Source organism: Streptomyces sp. TAA486, from assembly GCF_000426165.1.
Genome location: NZ_KE384503.1, coordinates 290,201 through 312,770, shown reverse-complemented (window position 1 = coordinate 312,770; position 22,570 = coordinate 290,201). Strand labels below are relative to the sequence as shown.

The window sequence follows — 22,570 nt, the reverse complement described above, 5'->3', positions numbered from 1 at the left end:
TACGGCAGGATGTGCCCATGACGCGCGCCTACCTCTCGGACCGCCCCGACCGGAACGCCGCCCCCGTCCGTCCGACGGAGCAGGACGAGGTCGCCGCAGCCGGCAGCGAGCTGATCGGAGGCCCCGTCGGCCGCCGGGTCGCCCCGGGTGCGGGCGGCTGGTGGACGCCGGTGCGGGTGGTGGCGCTGCTGGGGCTGGGCATGTTCGTGCTGGGCATGGTGCAGAAGGCGCCCTGTTTCAACGGCGCCTGGTTCAGCGGCCAGACAAGCCAATACGTACACGCGTGCTATTCCGATATCCCGCATCTCTTCGCCGGACGGGGCTTCGCCGACGGGCTCGTCCCGTACTTCGACCGCATCCCCGACCGCGTCTCCGGCGGCATGGCCTACCTCGAATACCCCGTGCTGACAGGCGTGTTCATGGAGGTCGCCTCGTGGCTGACGCCTGGTGGCGGTGACCTCCAGCATCGCGAGCAGCTCTACTGGATGGTCAACGGCGGGATGCTGATGGTCTGCGCGGCGGTGCTCTTCGTCTGCGCCACCCGCACCCACCGCGACCGCCCCTGGGACGGCCTCCACGTCGCTCTCGCACCCGCTCTCGCGCTGACCGCCACCATCAACTGGGACCTGCTGGCCGTGGCCCTCACCGCCGCGGCGATGCTGATGTGGTCCCGCAGCCGCCCGCTCGCCGCGGGTGTGCTGATCGGGCTGGCGACGGCGGCCAAGCTCTACCCGGTACTGCTGCTGGGCCCGCTGCTGGTGCTGTGCTGGCGCGCGGGGCATCTGCGGGCGTTCGGCAAGGCACTTGGCGGCGCCGCGGTGTCATGGCTCTGCGTGAACCTGCCCGTGATGCTTCTGGCGCCCCAGGGCTGGTCGAAGTTCTACAGCTTCAGCCAGGAGCGGCCGGTCGACTTCGGCTCGATCTGGCTGGTCATCTCCCAGCGGACCGGCAACCCGGTCCCCGATGCCAACCTCTACGCGACGCTGCTGATGGCGCTCGGCTGTGCGGGCATCGCCGCACTGGCCCTGCGCTCGCCACGGCGGCCGCGCCTCGCTCAGCTGGCGCTGCTCGTGGTGGCCCTCTTCATCCTCACCAACAAGGTCTATTCGCCGCAGTACGTGCTGTGGCTGATCCCCCTCGTGGCCCTCGCCCGCCCCAAATGGCGGGACGTCCTGATCTGGCAGGCGTGCGAGGTGATCTACTTCATCGGTATCTGGCTCTACCTCGCCTACACGGGCAGCGGGGACAAGCACCACGGCCTGCCTCCCGAGGGTTACCAGCTGGTAATCCTGGTCCACCTGGTCGGCACGCTCTACCTGTGCGCGGTGGTGGTTCGGGACGCGCTGATGCCGGAGCGGGACGTCGTGCGCCGGAACGGGTCGGACGACCCCGGCGGCGGCGTACTGGACCGGGCGCCGGACGTCTTCACTCTGGGCGGCGGCGGACGGCGGGCGCAGCACGGGAAGCCCGTGCCCTTCGACGACCCGCAGGTCCGCTGGGGCACGACGACCACGCCCCACTGAGGACCGGTGCCTCGCCGGGAGACGCGACCCCGGTCACGAGAACCCCCGCACGCGCGGCTTCCGTGTTTCACGTGAAACATGACCACGCGTCCGCCGCGCGCAGCCTCCGCCGCCGCTCCGGATCGGGACGCGGACCCACCCCGGCGTGTGTGAAGCTGGGCCCATGAGTGTCGTCGGAGATCTGCGCAGCCTGCTGCACTTCCCCGACTTCCGGCGACTCCTCGCCGTGCGTCTGCTCTCCCAACTCGCCGACGGCATATATCAGGTCGCTCTCGCGGCCTATGTCGTCTTCTCCCCCGAGAACGAGACCTCACCGGCGGCCATCGCGTCTGCGATGGCCGTTCTGCTGCTCCCGTACTCGCTCCTCGGCCCGTTCGCCGGCGTGCTGCTGGACCGGTGGCGCCGACGCCAGGTCCTGCTCTACGGGAACCTCCTGCGGGCGGTGCTCGCCGCATGCACCGCGGCGCTGGTGCTGGGCGCCACTCCCGCCTGGCTGTTCTATCTCTCGGCCCTCTCTGTCACCGCCGTGAACCGCTTCATACTGGCCGGCCTCTCCGCGGCACTTCCCCGCGTCGTGGACGAACCCCGTCTCGTCATCGCCAACTCCCTCTCCCCGACGGCCGGAACACTCGCCGCAACGGCAGGAGGTGGCATCGCCTTCGCCATCAGGCTGGCCACACCCGACGGCGGCCGGGCGACGAACGCCTGGGTGGTCCTGACCGGGGCGGTGGTCTACCTCCTCGCCGGTGCGACAGCCCTGCGGATGGGCCGCGACCGTCTCGGCCCCGACCCCGGCGCCCCACAAGTGCCGCTGCGGCTGCTCACGACGCTGGCCACCACCACCCGCGGTCTCGTCGACGGCCTCCGGCATCTCCGGGCACGGCGCACCGCCGCGTACGCGCTCACCGCCATGACCCTGATGCGGTTCTGCTACGGCGCGCTGACCGTGATGGTGCTGATGCTGTGCCGGTACGCATGGGGCACCGACGGCAAGGTGGGGGACGCGGTCGAAGCGGTGGACGTCGGCGCGGGCCTCAAGCTGCTCGGCCTCGCGGTGGCCGCGTCAGGGCTCGGCTACTTCGCGGCCGCCGTCGTCACTCCGTGGGGCGTCGGACGGTCGGGCCGCTTCGGCTGGCTGGCACTGTGCGCCGCAGCAGCGGCCGTACTCGAGCCCGCGCTCGGCCTGAGCTTCGCGCCGGTGCCCATCCTGCTCTCGGCGTTCGTCCTCGGACTGGTCACACAGGCATCGAAGATCACCGCCGACACGGCCGTGCAGTCGACGGTGGACGACGCCTACCGCGGCCGGGTGTTCTCGCTCTACGACATGCTCTTCAACGTCGCGTTCGTCGGCGCCGCCGGAGTGGCCGCGCTGATACTCCCGCCGGACGGGCGCTCCGTCGCGCTCGTCATTGGGGTCGCCGTGCTGTACGCCGGGGTCGCTGCGCTGATGTTTCACGTGAAACGCTCGCAGCCGGTCCGGAGGAACGCCTCGTCCTCGGCGCCGCCCCCCTCGTCACCGGGTGCGCTCTGACGCCGGATCCTGAGCCTGCTCGGCCCACCACTCCTTGAGAGCGGAGACCGCCTCGTCGTGCTCCATCGGGCCGTGCTCCAGCCGGAGTTCCAGCAGGTGCTTGTACGCCCTGCCGACCATGGGTCCCGGCTTCACACCGAGGACGGACATGATCTCGTTGCCGTCCAGATCGGGGCGGATGGAGTCGAGTTCCTCCTGCGCCTGCAGCTCCTTGATCCGCTTCTCCAGGCTGTCGTACGCACGCGAGAGCGCGACCGCCTTGCGCCTGTTCCGGGTCGTGCAGTCCGAACGCGTCAGCTTGTGGAGCCGGGAGAGCAGCGGACCCGCGTCCCGCACATAGCGGCGCACCGCGGAATCGGTCCACTCGCCCGTGCCGTACCCGTGGAAGCGCAGATGCAGCTCCACGAGCCGCGAGACGTCCTTGACCATGTCGTTGGGGTACTTGAGCGCGACCAAGCGCTTCTTCGTCATCTTCGCGCCCACCACTTCGTGGTGATGGAAGGAGACCCGTCCGTCCGGCTCGAACCGCCGGGTCCTCGGCTTGCCGATGTCGTGCAGCAGCGCCGCGAGCCGCAACGTCAGGTCGGGACCGTTCTCCTCCAGGTCGATGGCCTGCTCCAGGACGGTCAGCGAGTGCTCGTAGACGTCCTTGTGACGGTGGTGCTCGTCCCGCTCCAGTCGCATCGCCGGGATCTCAGGCAGCACCTGGTCGGCGAGCCCCGTCTCGACCATCAGCCTGATCCCCTTGACCGGACGGTCGGAGAGCAGGAGCTTGTTCAGCTCGTCCCGCACGCGCTCGGCCGAGACGATGCCGAGCCGCTCCGCCATCGACTTCATCGCCGCGAGCACGTCGTCGGCCACGGTGAAGTCGAGCTGCGCCGCGAAGCGTGCCGCACGCATCATCCGCAGCGGGTCGTCGGAGAACGACGACTCAGGGGCCGCCGGGGTGCGCAGCACCCGCCGCGCCAGGTCCTCCAGACCTCCGTGGGGGTCGATGAAGTTCTTCTCCGGCAGCGCCACAGCCATGGCGTTCACCGTGAAGTCGCGCCGGACCAGATCCTCTTCGACGGAGTGGCCGTAGGAGACCTCCGGCTTGCGTGAGGTGCGGTCGTAGGCCTCGGAACGGTAGGTGGTGATCTCGACCTGGTAAGTGCGGGTCTCTCCCCCGTCGTTCGTCTTCTTCTGGCAGCCCACCGTTCCGAAGGCGATGCCGACCTCCCACACCGCGTCGGCCCACGGCCGGACGAGGCGCAGCACGTCCTCGGGACGTGCGTCGGTGGTGAAATCCAGATCGTTGCCGAGCCGCCCCAGGAGCGCGTCCCGCACCGAGCCGCCGACCAGCGCGAGCTGGAAACCTGCGGCCCGGAAGCGCCGGGCCAGGTCGTCGGCGACGGGGGAGACCCGCAGCAGCTCGCTCACCGCGCGTCGCTGCGCCGCATTGAGCTGCTCCTTGGCGGCGGGGGCGGGCGGTGTCGGCTGGATGTCATCATTGGCGTTCGGCACGACAGAACAGGGTACGTTGCCACCCCCGGACCCCGCCCCGCGCCTGGTCGCAACTCCGGGCGATCATGTGACGCAGACCGCGGCGCGTGCCCTCAGAGGGCATCGTTACCATCAGACCAACGAGACGCATCCACGACGACACGAGGACGGACGAGCGCGTGGCCGAGGCGGCTGAGAACCAGGGCACCCCGACCGCTCCCGCCCGCCGGTGGCTGCGAGGTACCGCCGTCGTACTGCTGACCACCGGGCCCCTCGTCGGCGGCCTGCTTCCCGGCCCGGCCGCGGCCGCTGAGAACGCCGGCCCGCCCGCGGCGGCAAGCGGGTCCACCGCGCAGAACCACACCCGGGCCGCCGCGCACACGACGGCCGCCGACCGTACGGGCACCGGCTCCCGCACCGCCGACATCTCCATCAACACCCTTTCTCCGGCGACGCCGCAGAAGGGCGACACCCTGAGCGTCACCGGCACCGTCACCAACAAGGGCCGCTCGTCCCTCACCGACGGCCGCATCGGTCTGCGCATCGGCCCGGGTGAGGACAGCCGCGGCGCACTCGAGCAGAACGCCGCCCGCAAGGACTACGTGCCCGGCGCCGACGGCAAGAAGGTCGAAGGCAAGCGCGCGACGGTCAAGGTCGGCAGCATGCGCCCCGGCATCCGCCGCTCCTTCAAGATCAAGCTGCCCGTCAGCGCGCTCAAGATGCGCTCGGCCGGCGTGTACCAGCTGGGCGTCACGCTCACCGGCCAGACGCGGGAGCGCCCGTACGACCAGATCCTCGGCATCGAGCGGAGCTTCCTGCCCTGGCAGACGTCCGACTCGGAGAACAAGACGGAACTGACCTACCTCTGGCCGCTGATCTCCTCCTCGCGTCTGACGGCGCAAACGCAGTCCGACGAGGAGCAGACCCCCGTCTTCCGCAACGACGGCCTCGCCGAGGAACTGGCCCCCGGCGGCCGCCTCCAGCAGCTGGTCCACCTCGGCAAGGACCTGCCGATCACGTGGATGATCGACCCCGACCTGCTGGCCACCGTCGACGCGATGACCGAGCGGTACCGCGTGCAGAAGAAGGGCGGCGGCACGACCGCCGGCAAGGGCCAGACGTACGCGAAGCAGTGGCTCATGGACCTGCAGAGCGCCGTGAAGGGCGAGGAGGTCGCGACGCTGCCCTTCGGCGACACGGATGTCGCCTCGCTCGCGCACCGCGGCAGGAACGTCCCCGGCGCCCTGGGCGACCTGGACTCCGCGACCAAGCGGGCCACCAACACCGTCGAGCCGATCCTGCACGCCAAGCCCAGCACCGACTACGCCTGGCCGGTCGAGGGCGCCCTCGACCCGAGCATCGTGGACGTGGCGACGTCCGCCGGTGCCCACAACGTCATCGCGCGCAGCGACAGCCTTCGCGACACGGCCCTGTCGTACACGCCGACCTCCGCACGTCCCATCGGGGGCGGGAACACTGCCCTGGTCGCCGACACGCGCCTGTCCAAGGCCTTCGAGGGCGACATGTCCCGCCCCGGCGCGACGTCCAAGGCCGTACAGCGCTTCCTCGGCGAGACCCAGGCCGTCAACGCCCAGGTCCCCAACAAGCAGCGCAACATCCTCGTCGCGCCCCAGCGGAAGCCGAGCGCCGAACAGGCGCGGGCGATGGCGCTGGCGCTGAGTTCCCTGCAGAAGGACGGCCGCTGGGCCGAGGGCAGCGACCTCTCGGAGGCGGCCAAGGCGAAGCCCGACCCGGGTGCGAACCGCCGCGTGCCGAGCGGCAGCCAGTACCCCGCCTCGCTCCGCAAGCAGGAACTGTCCGGCGAGGCGTACCGGCACGTTCAGGAGACCAGCCGGCTCGTCGGCGACTTCCAGAAGATCCTCACCCGTGAGGACCGGGTGGAGACCCCGTTCGGGAGCGCGGTGGAGCGGGGCGAGTCCACCTCCTGGCGCGGCGACCCCAAGGGGGCCGCGAACTACCGGGACGGCGTGCGCGATTACCTGGTGGGCCTCACCAAGGAGGTCCACCTGATCCAGAAGTCGCCCATCACTCTGTCCGGCCGCAGCGCAACGATCCCGGTGACGGTGCAGAACAACCTCGTGCAGGGGGTCGACGACCTGGAGCTGCGCCTGACGTCCAGGCGCCGCATCGGACTCGACGTCGGTGAGGCACAGGCCGTCAAGATCGACGGGGAGCACAGCCAGTCCGTGAAGTTCTCCACGACGTCGAAGGCCAACGGGCGTGCCTTCGTGGAGGCCCAGCTGTACACGAAGGACGGCAAGCCCTACGGGAAGCGCATGGTCTTCCAGGTGAACGTCACTTCGATCACGTCGACGGTGCTGCTCGTCATCGCGGGCGGTGTGCTGCTCGTCGTACTCGCGGGCGTGCGGATGTACACGACGCGGAAGCGGAACGGCGGCTCGGCGGACGGAGAGGACCCCTCCGGCCCCGACGACGACACGGGAAACGCGGCTGAGCCGAGCTCCGACACGGACTCCGACTCGAGCTCCGGCTCGGACTCCGAGGAGCGCGGCGACGTCGGCACAGCCGATTCCAAGGGCCCGGCGGACGGCCCGGGAGAACCGGACGAGGCGGACGACGCGTCTCCGGCAGCCGGGGGCGACGGGGCGGACGACGAGGACGACGAGGACGGCAAGGCCGGGCCCGCCGACACCGGTAAGGGAAGCGGAACCGTTCCCGACGCGGGTGAGAAAGTGGACCGTTGAGTCAGCTTGCGAGCAGGGGCAGGGGTAGGTAGCGATGAATGCGCCGCACGACGGTGACCGGGGCAGCCAGGCCGCCGGTGACGGCTCGCAGCCGCCGGAGGACCCGTACGTACGGGACGCCTACGCGCGTGACCCGTACCGGGACCGCGACCCGGCCGCCAAGGACCCGGTGAGCGAAGCCCTCGACGACCGTGCCGCCGATCCTCCGCCTCCGCCCGGCACGCTCCCCGACCCGCAGGCGCTCTACGAACAGCCCGAACCCGGCCCCGACGCTCCCGATCCACGGCGCTGGGCCGCCACACCCGCCCCCGAACCCGACGGCCCGTCCCGGCGCCTGCCCTACGGCGACGACCCCGCCTCCGTCCGGTACACGGGCGTTGACGGCCTCCTCAGCGGCTCCCGCGACGACGAGGGGAGCGCACCGCGGGGAGAGCACCCGGATTCGTCCGGCACGCGGCCTCCTGAACCGTCCGCCCAGGAGCCGGCTCAGGAGCCGGCGCCGCAGGTGAGCACCGAGGGGCGCGACCCCGAGGACGCCTTCGCGCACCTCTTCCGCGACCAGGGCGGCCACACCTCACACGCGTCCGCCTCGCCGCCCCAGCCGCGTTCCGAGGCCACGCCCCCGCAGGCGCCGCGCGCGTCCGCCTCAGGGCCGTACGGAGGGCGCCGGCCGCTGCCGGACGAGGAGCCCGTCGGGCCCGGCCAGGGCGCCGGTTTCGAGGCCGCACACGCCGCGCCCGCCGAGGCGACGCCACCGCCCCCTGAGCCGGACGCCCCCGCCTCGGTGGCCGCGCAGGAAGCCGCCCAGGAGGCCACGTCGAAGGGCGGAGGCGGCGGTCGAGCCGGGGGACTGCTGCGCTCCAGCGCCATCATGGCGGCGGGAACGATGGTCTCCCGCCTGACGGGCTTCATCCGCTCCGCGATGATCGTCGCCGCCATCGGCGCCGCCGTGCTCGGCGACACCTACCAACTGGCCATCACGCTGCCGACGATGCTCTACATCCTCACCGTCGGCGGGGGCCTCAACTCGGTCTTCGTCCCGCAGCTCGTGCGCGCCATGAAGGAGGACGGTGACGGCGGCGAGGCGTACGCGAACCGCCTGCTGACCCTCGTCACCGTCATCCTCGGCACGCTGACCGTGCTCGCGGTCCTCGCGGCTCCCCTGCTGGTGCGGGTCATGTCCGTTCGCCTCGCGGAGAACCCCGAGGCGAACGCGGTGACCGTCACCTTCATCCGCTACTGCCTGCCGTCCATCTTCTTCATGGGCATCCATATGTTGATGGGGCAGATCCTCAACGCCCGCGGCCGTTTCGGCGCCATGATGTGGACGCCGGTCCTGAACAACATCGTCATCATGGCCACTGTCGGCGCCTTCCTGTGGGTCTACGGCACCGCTGACGACTCCGGCCTGACCGTCGGCAACATCCCGCCCGAGGCCGTGCGGCTGCTGGGCATCGGCACCCTGCTCGGACTCGTCGTGCAGGCCCTCGCGATGATTCCGTACCTGCGGGCCTCCGGCTTCCGCATCCGGCCCCGCTTCGACTGGCGCGGCCACGGCCTCGGCAAGGCCGCGAAGCTCGCCAAGTGGACGGTCCTGTTCGTCCTCGCCAACCAGGCCGGCGTCCTCGTCGTCACCCAGCTCTCCACCTGGGCCCAGGAGTCGGCCGCCGCGGAGGGCCACGCGGGCGCGGGCTGGACCGCCTACTCCCAGGCCCAGCTGATCTGGAACATGCCGCAGGCCATCATCACCGTCTCCGTGATGGCCGCCCTGCTGCCCCGCCTCTCCCGCGCGGCCAACGACGGCGACACCGGGGCCGTCCGCGACGACATCTCGCAGGGCCTGCGCAACTCCGCGGTCGCCATCGTGCCCATCGCCTTCGGCTTCCTCGCCCTCGGCGTGCCCATGTGCACCCTGATCTACGGACCCTCCGGCATCGACGCGGCACGTTCCATGGGCTACGCGCTGATGGCGTTCGGCGTGGGGCTGATCCCCTTCTCCGTGCAGTACGTGGTGCTGCGCGCCTTCTACGCGTACGAGGACACCCGCACGCCGTTCTTCAACACCGTCGTCGTCGCCATCGCCAACGCGGTCGCCTCGGCCGCATGCTTCCTGCTGCTCCCGGCCCGCTGGGCGGTCGTGGGTATGGCGGCCTCCTACGGGCTCGCCTACGTCCTCGGCGTGGGCATCGCGTGGCGGCGCCTACGTCTGCGGCTGGGCGGCGACCTGGACACGGCACACGTGCTGCGTACGTACATCAGGCTCGCCGGTGCCGCCGTGCCCGCCACCGCCGCCGCAGGTGCCGCCGTCTACGGCGTCACCGTGGCTCTCGGCAGCGGAACGCTCGGTTCGCTGGCTTCCCTGATCGCCGGAGGGATCGCATTGGCCGTGGTTTTCGTCCTAGCCGCGAAGAGGATGCGGATCGCGGAGATGACGGCCATGGTCGGTATGGTGCGTGCCCGTCTCGGGCGCTGACCGTACAACCATCCGCGGCCACTGCGTGTCGTGCATAGCGGCGGACTGTGGGCACAATTGTCGAGCCGTTTCACAGAGTGGCTGCAATGAACTGGGGAGGCAGGAACGACGGTGGCGGAACGGAGCACAGCTGCCGTCGGCGTGGCTGAGAACAACGGTGACGAGCCAACACTCGCCACCAGGGCGGACAAGGCCAGCGTCGACAGCGCTACGGACGGAAAGAGCGGCAGCGACCGGCCCCCGGAGGAGACCAGACAAGACGCCTCCTCGACCTCTCACGACAGTCAGGACGGCGACAGCGCGGGCAGCGCGAGCGGTGGAAGCGGCGGCCCGGGCGGCCCCGACGCCGCTGTGCCCGCGGAGACGCAGCCGCAGGCCCACTCGCAGGACCAGCAGCCAGGCACCGACGAGAGCGCCGGTGGCGGCCCGGAAGCCGTCGCTCCCGGCACCACGGAGACGCCCGCGCCCCCGGAGCTGCACAGCGGCCACAAGCTCGCACGGCGGTACCGTCTGGAGGAGTGCGTCACCCGTCTGGACGGATTCAGCAGCTGGCGTGCCGTCGACGAGAAGCTGCGTCGTGCTGTCGGCGTTCACATCCTTCCCTCGGGCCACCCACGTGCCTGGAAGGTGCTGTCCGCCGCCCGCTCCTCGGCCCTTCTCGGAGACCCGCGCTTCGTCCAGGTCCTCGACGCCGTGGAGGACCACGATCTCGTCTACATCGTCCACGAGTGGCTTCCCGACGCGACGCCCCTCAGCGACATCCTCGCCACCGGCGCCCTGGAGCCCCACGACGCCCAGCAGCTCGTCATCCAGCTCTCCCAGGCGATGGCCGCCGCACACCGCGAAGGTCTCGCCCATCTGCGGCTGACACCCGGCACGGTTCTTCGCACCGGCTCCGGGCAGTACCGCATCCGCGGGCTGGCCGTGAGCGCCGCGCTGCGCGGCATCACCAGCGGCTCCCCGCAGCGCGCGGACACCGAGGGCGTCGGCGCCGTGCTCTACGCCGCTCTGACGCAGCGCTGGCCGTACGAGGAGGACGCCTACGGGCTCACCGGCGTCGGCTCCCTCGCCAAACGCACCCTCGTCGCGCCGGACCAGGTGCGTGCAGGCGTGCACCGGGGGCTCTCCCAGCTGGCGATGCGGGCCCTCGTCAACGACGGCGCCACCGCATCCAGTCAGGAGCAGCCCTGCGCCACTCCGGAGGAGCTGGCCAAGGCCGCCTCCGCGCTGCCGCGTATCCCTCCGCCGGAGACGGGCTTCGGCTCGCCGCGCCCGTACCAGCGCAGCGGCTTCCAGCAGGGCGCGTACGGACAGGGCGCCCACGCGCGTCCGGCCGGCGGCATGGGCGGTCCCGCAGCACCTGCCGAGGCCGCAGCACCACCCGCGCTTCCGGGCCGTACCGGGAAGGTCCTCAAGTGGGGCGTCTCAGCGCTGCTGATCGCGGCACTCGGCCTGGGCAGCTGGCAGGTCGCCGACACACTCCTCAAGGGCGACAACTCCCAGGGCCAGGGAGCGGGCGAGACACAGGGCAACGACGAGACGGGCGCCGCAGGCAAGTCCGTGAAAATCGTCGACGCCAAGGACTTCGACCCCCCGCCCGGCGGCAACGGCAGCGAGAACCCCGCGAAGGTCCCCGACGCCTACGACGGCGCCCCCGATACGTACTGGCTGACGCAGAAGTACTACGGCCGCCCCGACTTCGGAAACCTCAAGCCGGGCGCCGGGATCGTGCTCGACCTCGGCACGCCGCAGCAGGTGAGCTCGGTCAAGGTCGACTTCATGGGCGCCACCGAGGCCCACTTCCTCGCCGCTCCCAGGGGAACCACCTCGATGCCGGCCTCGCTCACGGGATTCAGCAAGGTCAGCAGCGGCACGGGTGAGCATCTGACCCTCAAGGCGAAGAAACCCATCAGGACTCAATACGTATTGGTATGGCTCACCAAGCTCCCGCTCTCGGACGACGGCAACTACCGTGGCCGGATCACTGAGATCCAGGTATCGAGCTGATCCCTCGGCACTGACGCACGGCACGGCCGGCGGGCGAGGATGACGGGAGGCGTCCGACGGTGAGCGACGACAGCGGGGGCAAGGGGATGCGCCGCCGCCCCAAACATGGGCGCGGCGGGGCAGGCGCGGGCGAGAGACAGGCACGGCCGCCCGTCCCCGCTCAGGATCGCGGCCCCGACGCACCGGACGACAAGACGCTTCTCGCGCGGCACGTCGACGGCGACCCCGAAGCCTTCGGTGAGCTCGTACGCCGTCACCGTGACCGGCTCTGGGCGGTGGCGATACGCACCCTCGGCGACCGGGAAGAGGCCGCCGACGCCGTGCAGGACGCTCTTATCTCCGCCTACCGGGCCGCACACACCTTCCGCGGCCAGTCCGCCGTCACCACATGGCTGCACCGCATCACCGTCAACGCCTGCCTCGATCGCGCGCGCAAGGCCGCTTCGCGCCGCACTCAGCTCACCGATGACACCGAGCGCCTGGATCTGCTCCTCGAACCGCACGAGTCCGCGGCACTGCCCGCCGAGCGCCAGGATCTCAACCGGCAACTCGTCGACGCGCTCTCCCAGCTCCCCGCGGAACAGCGGGCCGCCCTCGTTCTCGTGGACATGCAGGGCTATCCGGTCGCCGAGGCCGCCGAAGTTCTGGGAATCGCCGTCGGCACCGTGAAGAGCCGCTGCGCCCGCGGACGGGCCCGGCTGCTGCCCCTCGTCACCCATCTCCGTCCGGAGGGCGTGGAGCGGGACAAGCCACAGCGAGAGGGGAGAAGGAACCGGACCCGCGAGCCATCCGTCCCACCCTCGGAAGGCGTCACGCAACGACCCGGAGCCGTGAAGGGAGGAGGAGAGCACGCATGACACCCACCCCTTTCACGCCCGGCGCGCGCAACATCGACGGTCATCCGGACGTCGCCGAGATTTCCGCGCTCGATGAGGATCTGCTGCCCCGGGACCGGTCCTCAGAGCTTCGGGCTCATCTGGCCGGTTGCCGCCTGTGTGCGGATGTACTGACCTCGCTCGAGGAGATCCGCGACTCGCTCGGCGCACTGCCGGAGGCCTCCCCCATGCCCGAGGACATCGCGGGCCGCATCGACGCGGCCCTCGCTGCGGAGGCATTGCTCGGCTCACCGCATGGCGACGGAGCCGTGGTTTCACGTGAAACCGACGCGGCTCCCGACGGGAGCGACCGCTACGCGAAGCCAGCACGCGAAACAGCGACGCACAGGCATTCCGCTGCCGCTGTTTCACGTGAAACAAGTGCCTCGCACCGTCCAGCCGACCGTCCGGCAGGACGACCCTCTGGCGGGGGCACCGGACCGGGACGTCACCGTCCAGCCCGGCGCGTACGCCGGTGGCGGTCAGCGATCCTCGCCGGTGCGGGCGCGGTCGTCGCTCTCGGTCTCGGCAGTGTCGTCCTGCAGTCCATGAACGGCTCGGCGCCTCCCAGCGCCGGATCGGGCTCCGATGCAAGTGAGCGCACCCAGGCCGGCAGCACGCTCGAAAAGCAGGTCCACGGTCTACTCGCGAAGCACGATGCGGCCCGGGAGTCCTCACAGGGGGCCGGTGACGCCCCGTCCCGGGACTTCAAGACGCAGGAGAGCCAGGGGAACACCCCGCTCGCCGGAGGCGCCGCATCCGTGCCGTCCTGCGTGCTCGCGGGCATCGGCCGCTCGGGTACGCCACTCGCCGTCGACCAGCACGCCTCGTACAAGGGAGTGACCGCCTATCTCGTCGTCCTTCCGAACCAGGACGACGCGAAGCGCGTCGACGCCTACGTCGTCGACCCGTCCTGTGTGCGGGATGAAGGCACCGGACCGGGAGAGGTGCTCACCAGGCACACCTACGACCGCCCCTGACACGCTTCGACCGGAGGCCTGACAGGCGGCACGGCGGGAATGTCTGCCCCCTAGGATCCGTTGGGTGGGGTGAGAACCTCACAGACCGGAAAGCAGTCGGCAGACAAGGAAGACTCCCGTGAGCGACGTCCGTAACGTGATCATCATCGGCTCAGGGCCCGCCGGCTACACCGCCGCGCTCTACACGGCGCGGGCCTCGCTCAAGCCGCTGGTCTTCGAGGGGTCCGTCACAGCGGGCGGTGCCCTGATGAACACCACCGAGGTCGAGAACTACCCGGGCTTCACGGACGGGATCATGGGCCCGGAACTCATGGACCAGATGCGCGGCCAGGCGGAGCGCTTCGGCGCCGAGCTGATCCCGGACGACGTGACCGCCGTCGACTTCTCCGGCCAGATCAAGACCGTCACCGACTCGGCGGGCACGGTCCACCGCGCCCGGACCGTGATCATCTCCACCGGTTCCGCCTATCGCTCGCTGGGACTGCCCCGCGAGGAGGAGCTGTCCGGCCGTGGCGTCTCCTACTGCGCCACGTGCGACGGCTTCTTCTTCCGCAACCAGAACATCGCTGTCGTGGGCGGCGGAGACACGGCGATGGAAGAGGCGACGTTCCTCTCCCGCTTCGCCGACTCCGTCACCGTCATCCACCGGCGCGACGCGCTCCGCGCCTCCAAGGCCATGCAGGAACGCGCCTTCGCCGACCCGAAGATCACCTTCGCCTGGGACAGCGCCGTCGAGACGATCCACGAGAAGGACGGCAAGCTGGCCGGCCTGACGCTCCGGAACACCAAGACCGGTGCCACGTCCGAGCTTCCGGTGACGGGCCTCTTCGTCGCGATCGGCCACGACCCCCGCGTCGAGCTGTTCAAGGACATGCTCACCCTGGACGACGAGGGCTACGTACAGGTCGACTCCCCCTCCACCCGCACCAGCATCCCCGGAGTCTTCGCCGCAGGCGACGTCGTCGACCACACCTACCGGCAGGCAGTCACCGCAGCCGGCACCGGATGCTCCGCCGCCCTCGACGCCGAGCGCTACCTCGCCGCCCAGCTCGACGGCGCCCACAACGACCACGTCGCCGAACCCGAGAAGACCGAAGAGGCCCAGGAGGCAGCAGAGGCAGAGGCCGCTGCACTCTGACGGACCTGCCGCGGATCGACACAGACAACAACGCAGCACACGCACCATCACGAGAAACGAGGAGAACCACAATGGCCGGTGCCACCGTGACCGCGACCGACGCCGACTTCGAAGAGGTCGTGCTCAAGAGCGACAAGCCTGTGCTCGTCGACTTCTGGGCCGCTTGGTGCGGTCCGTGCCGTCAGATCGCCCCTTCCCTGGAGGCCATCGCGGAGGAGAACGGCGAGAAGCTCACCGTCGTGAAGCTCAACATCGATGAGAACCCGGCTGTCGCCGCCAAGTACGGGATCATGTCCATCCCGACGATGAACGTCTACAAGGGCGGCGAGGTCGTGAAGACCATCGTCGGCGCGAAGCCGCGGGCGGCCATCGAGAAGGACCTCGCCGAGTTCATCGGCTGAGCGTGGTCGGCGAATTCCGCCGCATCATCACGGGACGGCCCGGCGTACGAACGCCGGGCCGTTTCACGTGAAACCACGCGCGAGTCACCCACGGGGGAGGGCACTCCCCCTCGCTGCGCCCCATGCCGAACGGTGCTGCGATCGTAGGTGCCGCGCTCTCCAGTTCGCGCTAGGTGCTGCGTTCGCCGGCGCCGCGCGCCCCCGATGCCGCGCCTCTCGGTGGCGCGCTTGTCGACCGCCGCCTCAGCAGCACCGCGCTCCTCGACGGCGCGCTACTCGCCCTGCCGCGCGCCGCTTCTTGGCGGCTCACCTCTCGCTGCTGCGTCCCCGGCAGTCGCCTACCGATCTCGGTCACTACGGCGAACTCCCCTGCGCGGTTCGACGTTCGGGGGGGCAGAACCTCATCGGCGAGATCGGAGACGCCCCTAGCCGGGCGAACCTCCATGTGGGCACTCCTGGCGAGGGTCTACAGATCGGAGGCCCGTCAGCCAGCCTTCGGAGGATCGCCCGTCGGATGGGGCCGCCGTGGCCGACTGCTCGGGCGGGCAGTTCACTTCTGCACCGCTCTCAGCAATCTCGAGCGCGGCCCGCTCCATGTCCTCCCCGCCAGGACACCATTGAGCGCACCTCGACTCGCTGCCTCGGAACACGGTGCGACCGGACGAGCTAGCAAGCGACCGCCGGCAGGGGGCTCGCCGTGATCCCACGGCGACTCCTTGCGGCGAGACTCCACGGGTCCCGTTTCACGTGAAACCAGCGCTGAGTCAAACCACCGAAGAGGACCCACCCCTCGCCGGCCCTCCATCACAACGGCCGAAGCACCCGGTCCTTCTGCACCGCTCCCAGCAGTTGATCGAGCGCACGCTCCACGTCCTCCCGCCAGGAGACCGTCGAGCGCAACTCCAGCCGGAGCCTCGGAAAGCTGTGGTGCGGGCGGACGGTCTTGAAGCCGACCGCCAGCAGATGCTCCGCCGGGATCACGCACGCCGGCTCCTTCCAGCGTGAGTCCCCGAACGCCTCGATCGCCTTGAAGCCTCTCCGCAGCAGATCCTTCGCCACGGTCTGCACGATGACGCGCCCCAGTCCCTGTCCCTGGTACTCCGGCAACAGCGAGGCCGTCATCAACTGAACGGCGTCAGGGGAGACCGGGCTGGTCGGGAACGCGAAGGACCGGGGCACGTACGCCGGAGGTGCGTACAGCACGAAACCGACCGCCTGCTCGTCCACGTAGACCACGCGTCCGCAGGACCCCCACTCCAGCAGGACCGCGGAGATCCATGACTCTTTCTCAACCTCCGGCCGCCCGGTTTGCACCGCGGCCTCACCGCTGACGGGATCAAGCTCCCAGAACACGCAGGCGCGGCAACGCCCGGGAAGGTCCGTGAGGTTGTCCAGTGTGAGCGGAACGAGCTGTCGCCCCATGGATCCATCGTATCCATGGGGCGACAGCTCGTTCTGGTTCTTGAGGGCCAGTATCGGAGTATCCGAGGTTCACCGCTCTCGCGGCTCCCGAACGAAGATTCAGTCCTCGCTCTCCTCCGCTTCGGCCTCTTCCGTCTCCGCCGTCAATTGGCCGAGCACCCGGCCCTCACCCGGGGCCAGCTGTCCGAGGATGCGCTCGAGATCGTCGACCGACGCGAACTCGACGACGATCTTCCCCTTCTTCTGGCCCAGATCGACCTTCACCCGGGTCTCGAAGCGGTCCGAGAGCCGGCCCGCCAGTTCGTCCAGGGCGGGGGACACCCGCTTCCCGGCACGGGGGCCCTTCGACTTCGACGCACTCTTCGGTGTGGAGCCGCCCGACATCGTGACGATCTCTTCCACCGCACGCACCGAAAGACCCTCGGCCACGATGCGATGGGCGAGGCGGTCCTGCTCCTCACCGTTCTCCACCGACAGCAACGCACGTGCGTGCCCTGCGGACAGAACGCCCGCGGCCACACGCCGCTGCACCGACGGCGAAAGCCGCAGCAGCCGTAGGGTGTTGGAGACCTGCGGACGCGAGCGGCCGATCCGGTCGGCGAGCTGATCGTGTGTGCAGTTGAAGTCCTTCAGCAGCTGGTCGTAAGCAGCGGCTTCTTCAAGCGGGTTCAGCTGTGCACGGTGCAGGTTCTCAAGGAGCGCGTCCAGGAGAAGCTTCTCGTCGTCGGTCGCCCTGACGATCGCCGGGATCCGCTCCAGCTCCGCCTCACGACAGGCCCGCCAGCGCCGCTCACCCATGATGAGCTCATAGCGCTCCGGCCCCAACTGCCGCACGACGACCGGCTGGAGAAGGCCGACCTCCTTGATGGAGGTGACCAGTTCCGCCAGTGCGTCCTCGTCGAAGACCTCACGAGGCTGACGAGGGTTGGGAGTGATGGCCTCAAGCGGAACCTCTGCGAAGTGCGCCCCGGCGGGAACGACTTCGTTCGTCGAATCGGCGCCGTCGGCACCGGACGTTTCACGTGGAACGTCGTCGTTCGCCTCGCTGTCGGGCAGCGCGGTCACCTTTGCCGCCGCCACACCACGATCGGGTGGGATCACGGGAACGGCGCTCGGTGACGTGGCTCCGTTGGAGTCGACCGAGGGCCTACCCTCTTCGGCCCCGGGCGCCGGCGCCGCCGGAATCAGGGCACCCAGACCCCGGCCGAGCCCCCTACGTCGATCACTCACTGCGACCCCTCCGGCATGGTGCTGTTCTGCTGTTGCTGCAGCTGCTGTACGGACTCGTCGTGCCGCTGCTTCACGTTCGGGTCCCGGAGCGCGATCTCACGAGCAGCCTCCAAATAGGACAGCGAACCGCTCGAACCAGGATCGTAGGTCAGCACGGTCTGGCCGTAGCTGGGGGCCTCCGAGATACGAACCGAGCGCGGGATGTTCGTCCGGAGCACCTCTGCGCTGAAGTGGCTGCGAACCTCATCCGCAACCTGCGAGGCGAGCCGCGTCCGGCCGTCGTACATGGTGAGGATGATCGTCGAGACATGCAGTCGCGTGTTGAGGTGGCCCTTGACGAGATCGACGTTGCGGAGGAGCTGCCCCAGACCCTCCAGGGCGTAGTACTCACACTGGATCGGGATGAGGACCTCGGCACCGGCGACCAACGCATTGACCGTCAGCAATCCGAGGGACGGCGGGCAGTCGATCAAGACATAGTCCAGCGGCTGCTCGTATGCGCTGAGAGCTCGTTGGAGACGGCTCTCCCGTGCGACCAGCGACACCAATTCGATCTCCGCACCGGCGAGATCGATGGTGGCGGGTGCACAGAAGAGCCCCTCCACGTCCGGTACGGGCTTGACGACGTCGGCCAGCGGCATGCTTTCGACCAGGACGTCGTAGATCGACGGAACTTCCGAATGGTGGTCGACGCCCAGGGCCGTCGACGCATTCCCCTGAGGGTCAAGGTCGATCACGAGGACTCGGGCACCGTGCAGGGCCAGGGAGGCGGCCAGGTTCACGGTGGTGGTGGTCTTCCCGACTCCACCCTTCTGGTTGGCCACGACCATGACCCGCGTCTGCTCGGGCCTCGGAAGGCCCTCGCCGGCACGGTTCATCGCCTCTACCGCCTGCTGGGCGGCGCGACCGATCGGCGTATCGTCCATCGGGGGCGGAGTTTCACGTGAAACATCCACCGATTCTGAACGGGGGCCGGGGACCGGGTCGGCCATCGGTCCCGCGGTATTGGCGTCGGACCGCAACGGTTCACTCTCCTCGACATAAGGCTCGTGCTGAACAGAGCCTGCCATGTTTTCGGTGTCATGAACCAGCGAGCCCCGCTCAGTTGTGGATGAATCCACCGAGGAGCGGGGCTTCGACGATGATTTCCGGTCGCGCTGCGCGGCTTGAGCGCGACCTCGGCTGATGATTCCTTGCAAGAGAGAGCGGCGTTTCACGTGAAACACGATGCACAGTCGGACACCGCACACCAGGACGACACACCGTAACGCATAGTCTTAAGAGCTTTTTTGGAGTAAACGGACATCCCTCTTGGCGGAATGCTCAGCGTTGGCGCCGTCCACCCCGTGCCGCACGTCCCCGTGCCTTCTGAGCCTTCGCACGGCGCGCTGCGAAGCGCACTCCGCCGGGGCTCTCCCCGACCTCCGCGCGTACGACCGTCGAGAGTGGATCCACCACGCCGGCGCCAACCTGGACCACCGATGTGTCCACGACGCCGAGCTTGTGCAGGGCGTCGCGGGCACCCTTCAGCTCCTCCTCGGCCGTGTCGCCCTTGATCGCGAGCATCTCTCCGTACGGACGGAGCAACGGGATGCCCCAGCCCGCCAAACGGTCCAGCGGTGCGACGGCGCGAGCGGTGACCACGTGCACGGGCTGGATCGCCCCGAGCATCTCCTCCGCGCGCCCACGCGCGACCGACACATGCTCCAGCCCCAGCAGCTCGACGACCTCCTCGAGGAAGGTCGTGCGCCGCAGCAAGGGCTCCAGCAGAGTGATATCGAGATCCGGGCGGACGAGAGCCAGGGGGATTCCGGGCAGTCCCGCACCCGAACCCACATCACAGACCGTCACGCCCTCCGGGACGATCTCCGAGAGAACCGCGCAGTTCAGTAGGTGCCGCTCCCACAGCCGCGGCACCTCCCGCGGGCCGATCAGGCCACGGCGCACGCCCACGTCCGCGAGCAGCTCCGCGTAGCGCTCCACGTCCGGGAGGTATTTGCCGAAGAGTTTCCGTGCCGCCTCCGGCGCCGGTGCGAGCTCCGACAGCTCGCTGAATTCCGCCGGGCCACCCTCGGGCGGCCCGGCCTGCCCTACCGACCCGTCGGTCACGGCAGCACGACCACGCAGCGCTGCGGCTCCTCGCCCTCGGACTCGCTGCGCAGGCCGGCCGCCTTCACAGCGTCGTGGACGACCTTGCGCTCGAACGGGGTCATCGGCCGCAGCTTCACGGGCTCACCCGAGCCCTTTGCGTCCTGCGCCGCCTTGGCACCCAGCTCCGCGAGCTCCTCACGCTTACGGGCCCGGAAGCCGGCGATGTCCAGCATCAGCCTGCTGCGGTCACCCATCTCCCGGTGCACCGCAAGCCGCGTCAGCTCCTGCAGTGCCTCCAGGACCTCGCCCTCACGGCCCACCAGCTTCTGAAGGTCACGCCCGGATCCCTCATTGATGATCGACACCGCGGCACGGTCGGCTTCGACGTCCATGTCGATGTCACCGTCGAGGTCGGCGATGTCGAGCAGACCCTCGAGGTAGTCCGCCGCGATCTCGCCCTCCTGCTCCAGTTGAGAGAGCGAGTCCCCCTCGTCCGAAGCAGCCGTATCCGTGGTGTCCGTCGTCTCCGTCACGCCGTGGGCTCCTTCTCGCTACTTCTTGGAGGGGTGCTTGGGGCGCTGCGCTCCACCCTTGCGCTGCTGCCCCGACTTCTTCTGTCCCGACTTCTGTCCGGACTTCTGCCCGGGCTTCTTGGACTGCTGGCCCGTCGTCCCGCCGCCGGAGCCTCCCGCGGGAGCCTCGTCATCGTCGGCACTCTCCTTCTCCAGGGAAGCCGATGCGCCGGAGCCGGGCTTGGCCTGCTGGCGCTGGGACTTGCTCTGCCGCTTGGGCTGCTGACGCCTGGCACGCGCCGCCTCCACGGCCTCCCGCGCCTCGACCTCCTTCGGGTCCTCCTTCAGCTTGCCCGCGGCCCGCAGCTTCTCCTGACGCTGCGTGAAGGCGAGGGAGCCCGGCGTCGGGTTGCGCTTGATGACGAACATCTGCTGGCCGAGCGTCCAGACGTTGGTGGTCAGCCAGTAGATGAGAACACCCACGGGGAAGTTGATGCCGAAGACGGCGAACATGATCGGGAAGACGTACATCAGCATCTTCTGCTGCTGCATGAACGGCGTCTTCACCGTCAGGTCGACGTTCTTCGTCATCAGCTGGCGCTGCGTGTAGAACTGCGACGCCGACATCATGACGATCATGACGACCGTGACGACACGCACATCCGTCAGAGCCGCACCCAGCTCGGCGACCTTGTCCGCGCTGTCCAGGAACTTCGCTGCGATCGGAGCGCCGAAGACCGACGCGTTACGGGCGCTGTCCACCTGCTCCGCGGTGAGGACACCCACAGGCCGGTTGTTCGCGATGTGGTTCAGCACCTGGAAGAGCGCGATGAAGAAGGGCGACTGCGCCAGGATCGGCAGGCAGCTGGAGAGCGGGTTCGTACCCGTCTCCTTGTAAAGCTTCATCATCTCTTCGGACTGGCGCTGCTTGTCGCTCTTGTAGCGCTCCTGGATCGCCTTCATCTTCGGCTGGAGCGCCTGCATGTTCCGGGTCGACTTGATCTGCTTCACGAAGAGCGGGATCAGGCAGATCCGGATCAGCACCACCAGGAAGAAGATGGACAGACCCCAGGCCCATCCGCTGCTCTGGGCGAAGACCAGGCTGAACAGCGAGTGGAACTGGACAATGATCCAGGAGACAGCGGTATAGAGAGGACTCAGGATCGTGTCCAGGAAGTTCATCAGGCTCCTTGGGCGTTGGACTGGGTCCGGTACTGCTGCCAGCGGTAACGCAGCCGCTGGTGCCAAACCGGATGCTTCCGGGCGGGGACGTGGTCGACGCCACCGGGGGACCAGGGATTACAGCGCAGGATGCGCCAGGCCGTCAGTGCCGTACCTTTCACGGCGCCGTGCCGCGCGATGGCCGCGTAGCCATAGTGCGAACACGACGGGTAGTACCGGCACACCGGCCCGAGCATCGGGCTGATGGTCCACTGATACAACTTGATCAACCACAGCAGGGGGTACTTCATGACGGAGGCCTTCCAAGCAGCCGCCCGAGAGCGGCGTCCAGGTCGCGCACCAACTCGTCATGGTCTGCTTCACCCGCGCCCGGCAACGCCCGTACGACAACCAGGCTACCTGGCGCCAACTCGTCCATTCGGTCGCGCACCAGATGCCGCAGCCGCCGCCTGACGCGGTTGCGCACAACCGCGTTCCCGACCGCCTTGCTCACGACGAAACCCGCACGTGCCGGGGGAGCGTCTCCCCCCGCCTCGTGCGGGTCCGATGAGTTGCTGTTGCTGCGAAGGTGGACGACGAGAAGCGGGCGACCCGCCCGGCGTCCTCGGCGTACCGCGGCCGCGAAGTCCTCGCGCCGCCTCAGCCGGTTCTCGGTAGGCAGCACGTCATGGACCGGTGGTCAGGCGCTCAAGCCGACAGACGGCCGCGACCCTTGCTGCGGCGGTTCGCGATGATCGCGCGGCCGGCGCGGGTACGCATGCGCAGCCGGAAGCCGTGCGTCTTCGCGCGGCGGCGGTTGTTCGGCTGAAAGGTGCGCTTGCTCACTCGGGGGCTCCAGGAAAGCTTCGTGTCCCACGGTTGTCGCGGGAGATGGGCGTGTGGCGTCGACAGGCTGTCACCGTGCGCCCACGAGTAGCTCGCAACGCCCGAGTGTGCACCGCTTCATGATCCGTGAAGAGTCTCATGGATCTTGCCCATCGGAGGCATGCGGCAGCAG

19 protein-coding genes are annotated in these 22,570 nt (G+C 69.3%); 9 read left to right on the top strand and 10 right to left on the bottom strand.

Going from position 1 to position 22,570, the window contains the following annotated elements:
* Positions 1-17: 17 nt before the first annotated feature.
* Together I004_RS36875 and I004_RS36870 are read left to right on the top strand one after the other, a co-directional pair.
* Positions 18-1,523, top strand: coding sequence for a glycosyltransferase 87 family protein (locus tag I004_RS36875; RefSeq protein ID WP_051345569.1), 1,506 nt, complete (start codon positions 18-20; stop codon positions 1,521-1,523).
* 163 nt (positions 1,524-1,686) lie between these two features.
* Entirely contained in the window at positions 1,687-3,054 is a 1,368-nt protein-coding gene (locus tag I004_RS36870) for an MFS transporter (RefSeq protein WP_051345568.1), read from the top strand.
* Here the strand turns inward: I004_RS36870 and I004_RS0129175 are convergent.
* Entirely contained in the window at positions 3,037-4,557 is a 1,521-nt protein-coding gene (locus I004_RS0129175) for a CCA tRNA nucleotidyltransferase (protein ID WP_037978235.1), read from the bottom strand. The two genes, I004_RS36870 and I004_RS0129175, sit on opposite strands and share 18 nt — an antisense overlap.
* Positions 4,558-4,715: 158 nt before the next feature.
* Between I004_RS0129175 and I004_RS0129170 the strand changes: the two genes are divergently transcribed.
* The 7 genes from I004_RS0129170 (at position 4,716) to trxA (ending at position 15,136) form a co-directional block, all read left to right on the top strand.
* Positions 4,716-7,262, top strand: a complete 2,547-nt coding sequence (locus tag I004_RS0129170; RefSeq protein ID WP_199779483.1) for a DUF6049 family protein — start codon at positions 4,716-4,718, stop codon at positions 7,260-7,262.
* A gap of 34 nt (positions 7,263-7,296) precedes the next feature.
* Complete coding sequence (gene murJ, locus I004_RS0129165) at positions 7,297-9,735, top strand: murein biosynthesis integral membrane protein MurJ (protein ID WP_028438366.1); 2,439 nt, start codon at positions 7,297-7,299, stop codon at positions 9,733-9,735.
* 111 nt (positions 9,736-9,846) lie between these two features.
* On the top strand, positions 9,847-11,742 hold the full coding sequence (locus I004_RS0129160; protein ID WP_028438365.1) for a protein kinase family protein: 1,896 nt from the start codon (positions 9,847-9,849) through the stop codon (positions 11,740-11,742).
* A 59-nt stretch (positions 11,743-11,801) separates the two neighbouring features.
* A complete protein-coding gene (gene sigM / locus I004_RS36865) occupies positions 11,802-12,599 on the top strand; it encodes an RNA polymerase sigma factor SigM (RefSeq protein ID WP_486580588.1) in 798 nt (265 codons plus the stop codon).
* Complete coding sequence (locus tag I004_RS0129150) at positions 12,596-13,597, top strand: hypothetical protein (protein ID WP_028438364.1); 1,002 nt, start codon at positions 12,596-12,598, stop codon at positions 13,595-13,597. Before sigM ends, I004_RS0129150 begins: the two co-directional genes overlap by 4 nt.
* Before the next feature lie 118 nt (positions 13,598-13,715).
* Positions 13,716-14,735, top strand: a complete 1,020-nt coding sequence (gene trxB, locus I004_RS0129145; protein WP_028438363.1) for a thioredoxin-disulfide reductase — start codon at positions 13,716-13,718, stop codon at positions 14,733-14,735.
* A gap of 71 nt (positions 14,736-14,806) precedes the next feature.
* On the top strand, positions 14,807-15,136 hold the full coding sequence (trxA, locus tag I004_RS0129140; protein ID WP_028438362.1) for a thioredoxin: 330 nt from the start codon (positions 14,807-14,809) through the stop codon (positions 15,134-15,136).
* 804 nt (positions 15,137-15,940) lie between these two features.
* Here trxA and I004_RS0129135 read toward each other — a convergent pair.
* The 9 genes from I004_RS0129135 to rpmH all read right to left on the bottom strand — a co-directional run bounded on the left by I004_RS0129135 (position 15,941) and on the right by rpmH (position 22,398).
* Positions 15,941-16,558 (bottom strand): GNAT family N-acetyltransferase, encoded by a 618-nt coding sequence (locus tag I004_RS0129135; protein ID WP_028438361.1) that lies wholly within the window; start codon positions 16,556-16,558, stop codon positions 15,941-15,943.
* A 99-nt stretch (positions 16,559-16,657) separates the two neighbouring features.
* Positions 16,658-17,788: a ParB/RepB/Spo0J family partition protein gene (locus I004_RS0129130; protein WP_078511903.1), complete on the bottom strand. Its 1,131-nt coding sequence runs from the start codon at positions 17,786-17,788 to the stop codon at positions 16,658-16,660.
* A complete protein-coding gene (locus tag I004_RS0129125; protein ID WP_078511902.1) occupies positions 17,785-18,858 on the bottom strand; it encodes an AAA family ATPase in 1,074 nt (357 codons plus the stop codon). Before I004_RS0129125 ends, I004_RS0129130 begins: the two co-directional genes overlap by 4 nt.
* 253 nt (positions 18,859-19,111) lie before the next feature.
* Positions 19,112-19,834, bottom strand: coding sequence for a 16S rRNA (guanine(527)-N(7))-methyltransferase RsmG (gene rsmG, locus I004_RS0129120; RefSeq protein WP_028438358.1), 723 nt, complete (start codon positions 19,832-19,834; stop codon positions 19,112-19,114).
* Between the two features lie 59 nt (positions 19,835-19,893).
* Entirely contained in the window at positions 19,894-20,412 is a 519-nt protein-coding gene (locus I004_RS0129115) for a R3H domain-containing nucleic acid-binding protein (protein WP_028438357.1), read from the bottom strand.
* 18 nt (positions 20,413-20,430) lie between these two features.
* Complete coding sequence (gene yidC, locus I004_RS0129110) at positions 20,431-21,564, bottom strand: membrane protein insertase YidC (protein ID WP_028438356.1); 1,134 nt, start codon at positions 21,562-21,564, stop codon at positions 20,431-20,433.
* Positions 21,565-21,572: 8 nt separating this feature from the next.
* The gene (yidD, locus tag I004_RS0129105; protein ID WP_028438355.1) at positions 21,573-21,863 is read right to left on the bottom strand and encodes a membrane protein insertion efficiency factor YidD; all 291 of its coding nucleotides are present in this window, start codon (positions 21,861-21,863) and stop codon (positions 21,573-21,575) included.
* The gene (gene rnpA / locus I004_RS38715) at positions 21,860-22,237 is read right to left on the bottom strand and encodes a ribonuclease P protein component (RefSeq protein WP_078511901.1); all 378 of its coding nucleotides are present in this window, start codon (positions 22,235-22,237) and stop codon (positions 21,860-21,862) included. Before rnpA ends, yidD begins: the two co-directional genes overlap by 4 nt.
* 23 nt (positions 22,238-22,260) lie before the next feature.
* Positions 22,261-22,398 (bottom strand): 50S ribosomal protein L34, encoded by a 138-nt coding sequence (gene rpmH, locus I004_RS0129100; RefSeq protein ID WP_028438354.1) that lies wholly within the window; start codon positions 22,396-22,398, stop codon positions 22,261-22,263.
* Positions 22,399-22,570: the final 172 nt, after the last annotated feature.

Excerpts from the sequence above, each read along its gene's own strand:
- I004_RS0129125 (WP_078511902.1), bottom strand. The coding sequence starts at position 18,858 with ATGGCAGGCTCTGTTCAGCACGAGCCTTATGTCGAGGAGAGTGAACCG.
- I004_RS0129135 (WP_028438361.1), bottom strand. The coding sequence starts at position 16,558 with ATGGGGCGACAGCTCGTTCCGCTCACACTGGACAACCTCACGGACCTT.
- I004_RS36870 (WP_051345568.1), top strand. The coding sequence starts at position 1,687 with ATGAGTGTCGTCGGAGATCTGCGCAGCCTGCTGCACTTCCCCGACTTC.
- I004_RS0129150 (WP_028438364.1), top strand. The coding sequence starts at position 12,596 with ATGACACCCACCCCTTTCACGCCCGGCGCGCGCAACATCGACGGTCAT.
- I004_RS36875 (WP_051345569.1), top strand. The coding sequence starts at position 18 with ATGACGCGCGCCTACCTCTCGGACCGCCCCGACCGGAACGCCGCCCCC.
- yidD (WP_028438355.1), bottom strand. The coding sequence starts at position 21,863 with ATGAAGTACCCCCTGCTGTGGTTGATCAAGTTGTATCAGTGGACCATC.
- murJ (WP_028438366.1), top strand. The coding sequence starts at position 7,297 with ATGAATGCGCCGCACGACGGTGACCGGGGCAGCCAGGCCGCCGGTGAC.
- trxA (WP_028438362.1), top strand. The coding sequence starts at position 14,807 with ATGGCCGGTGCCACCGTGACCGCGACCGACGCCGACTTCGAAGAGGTC.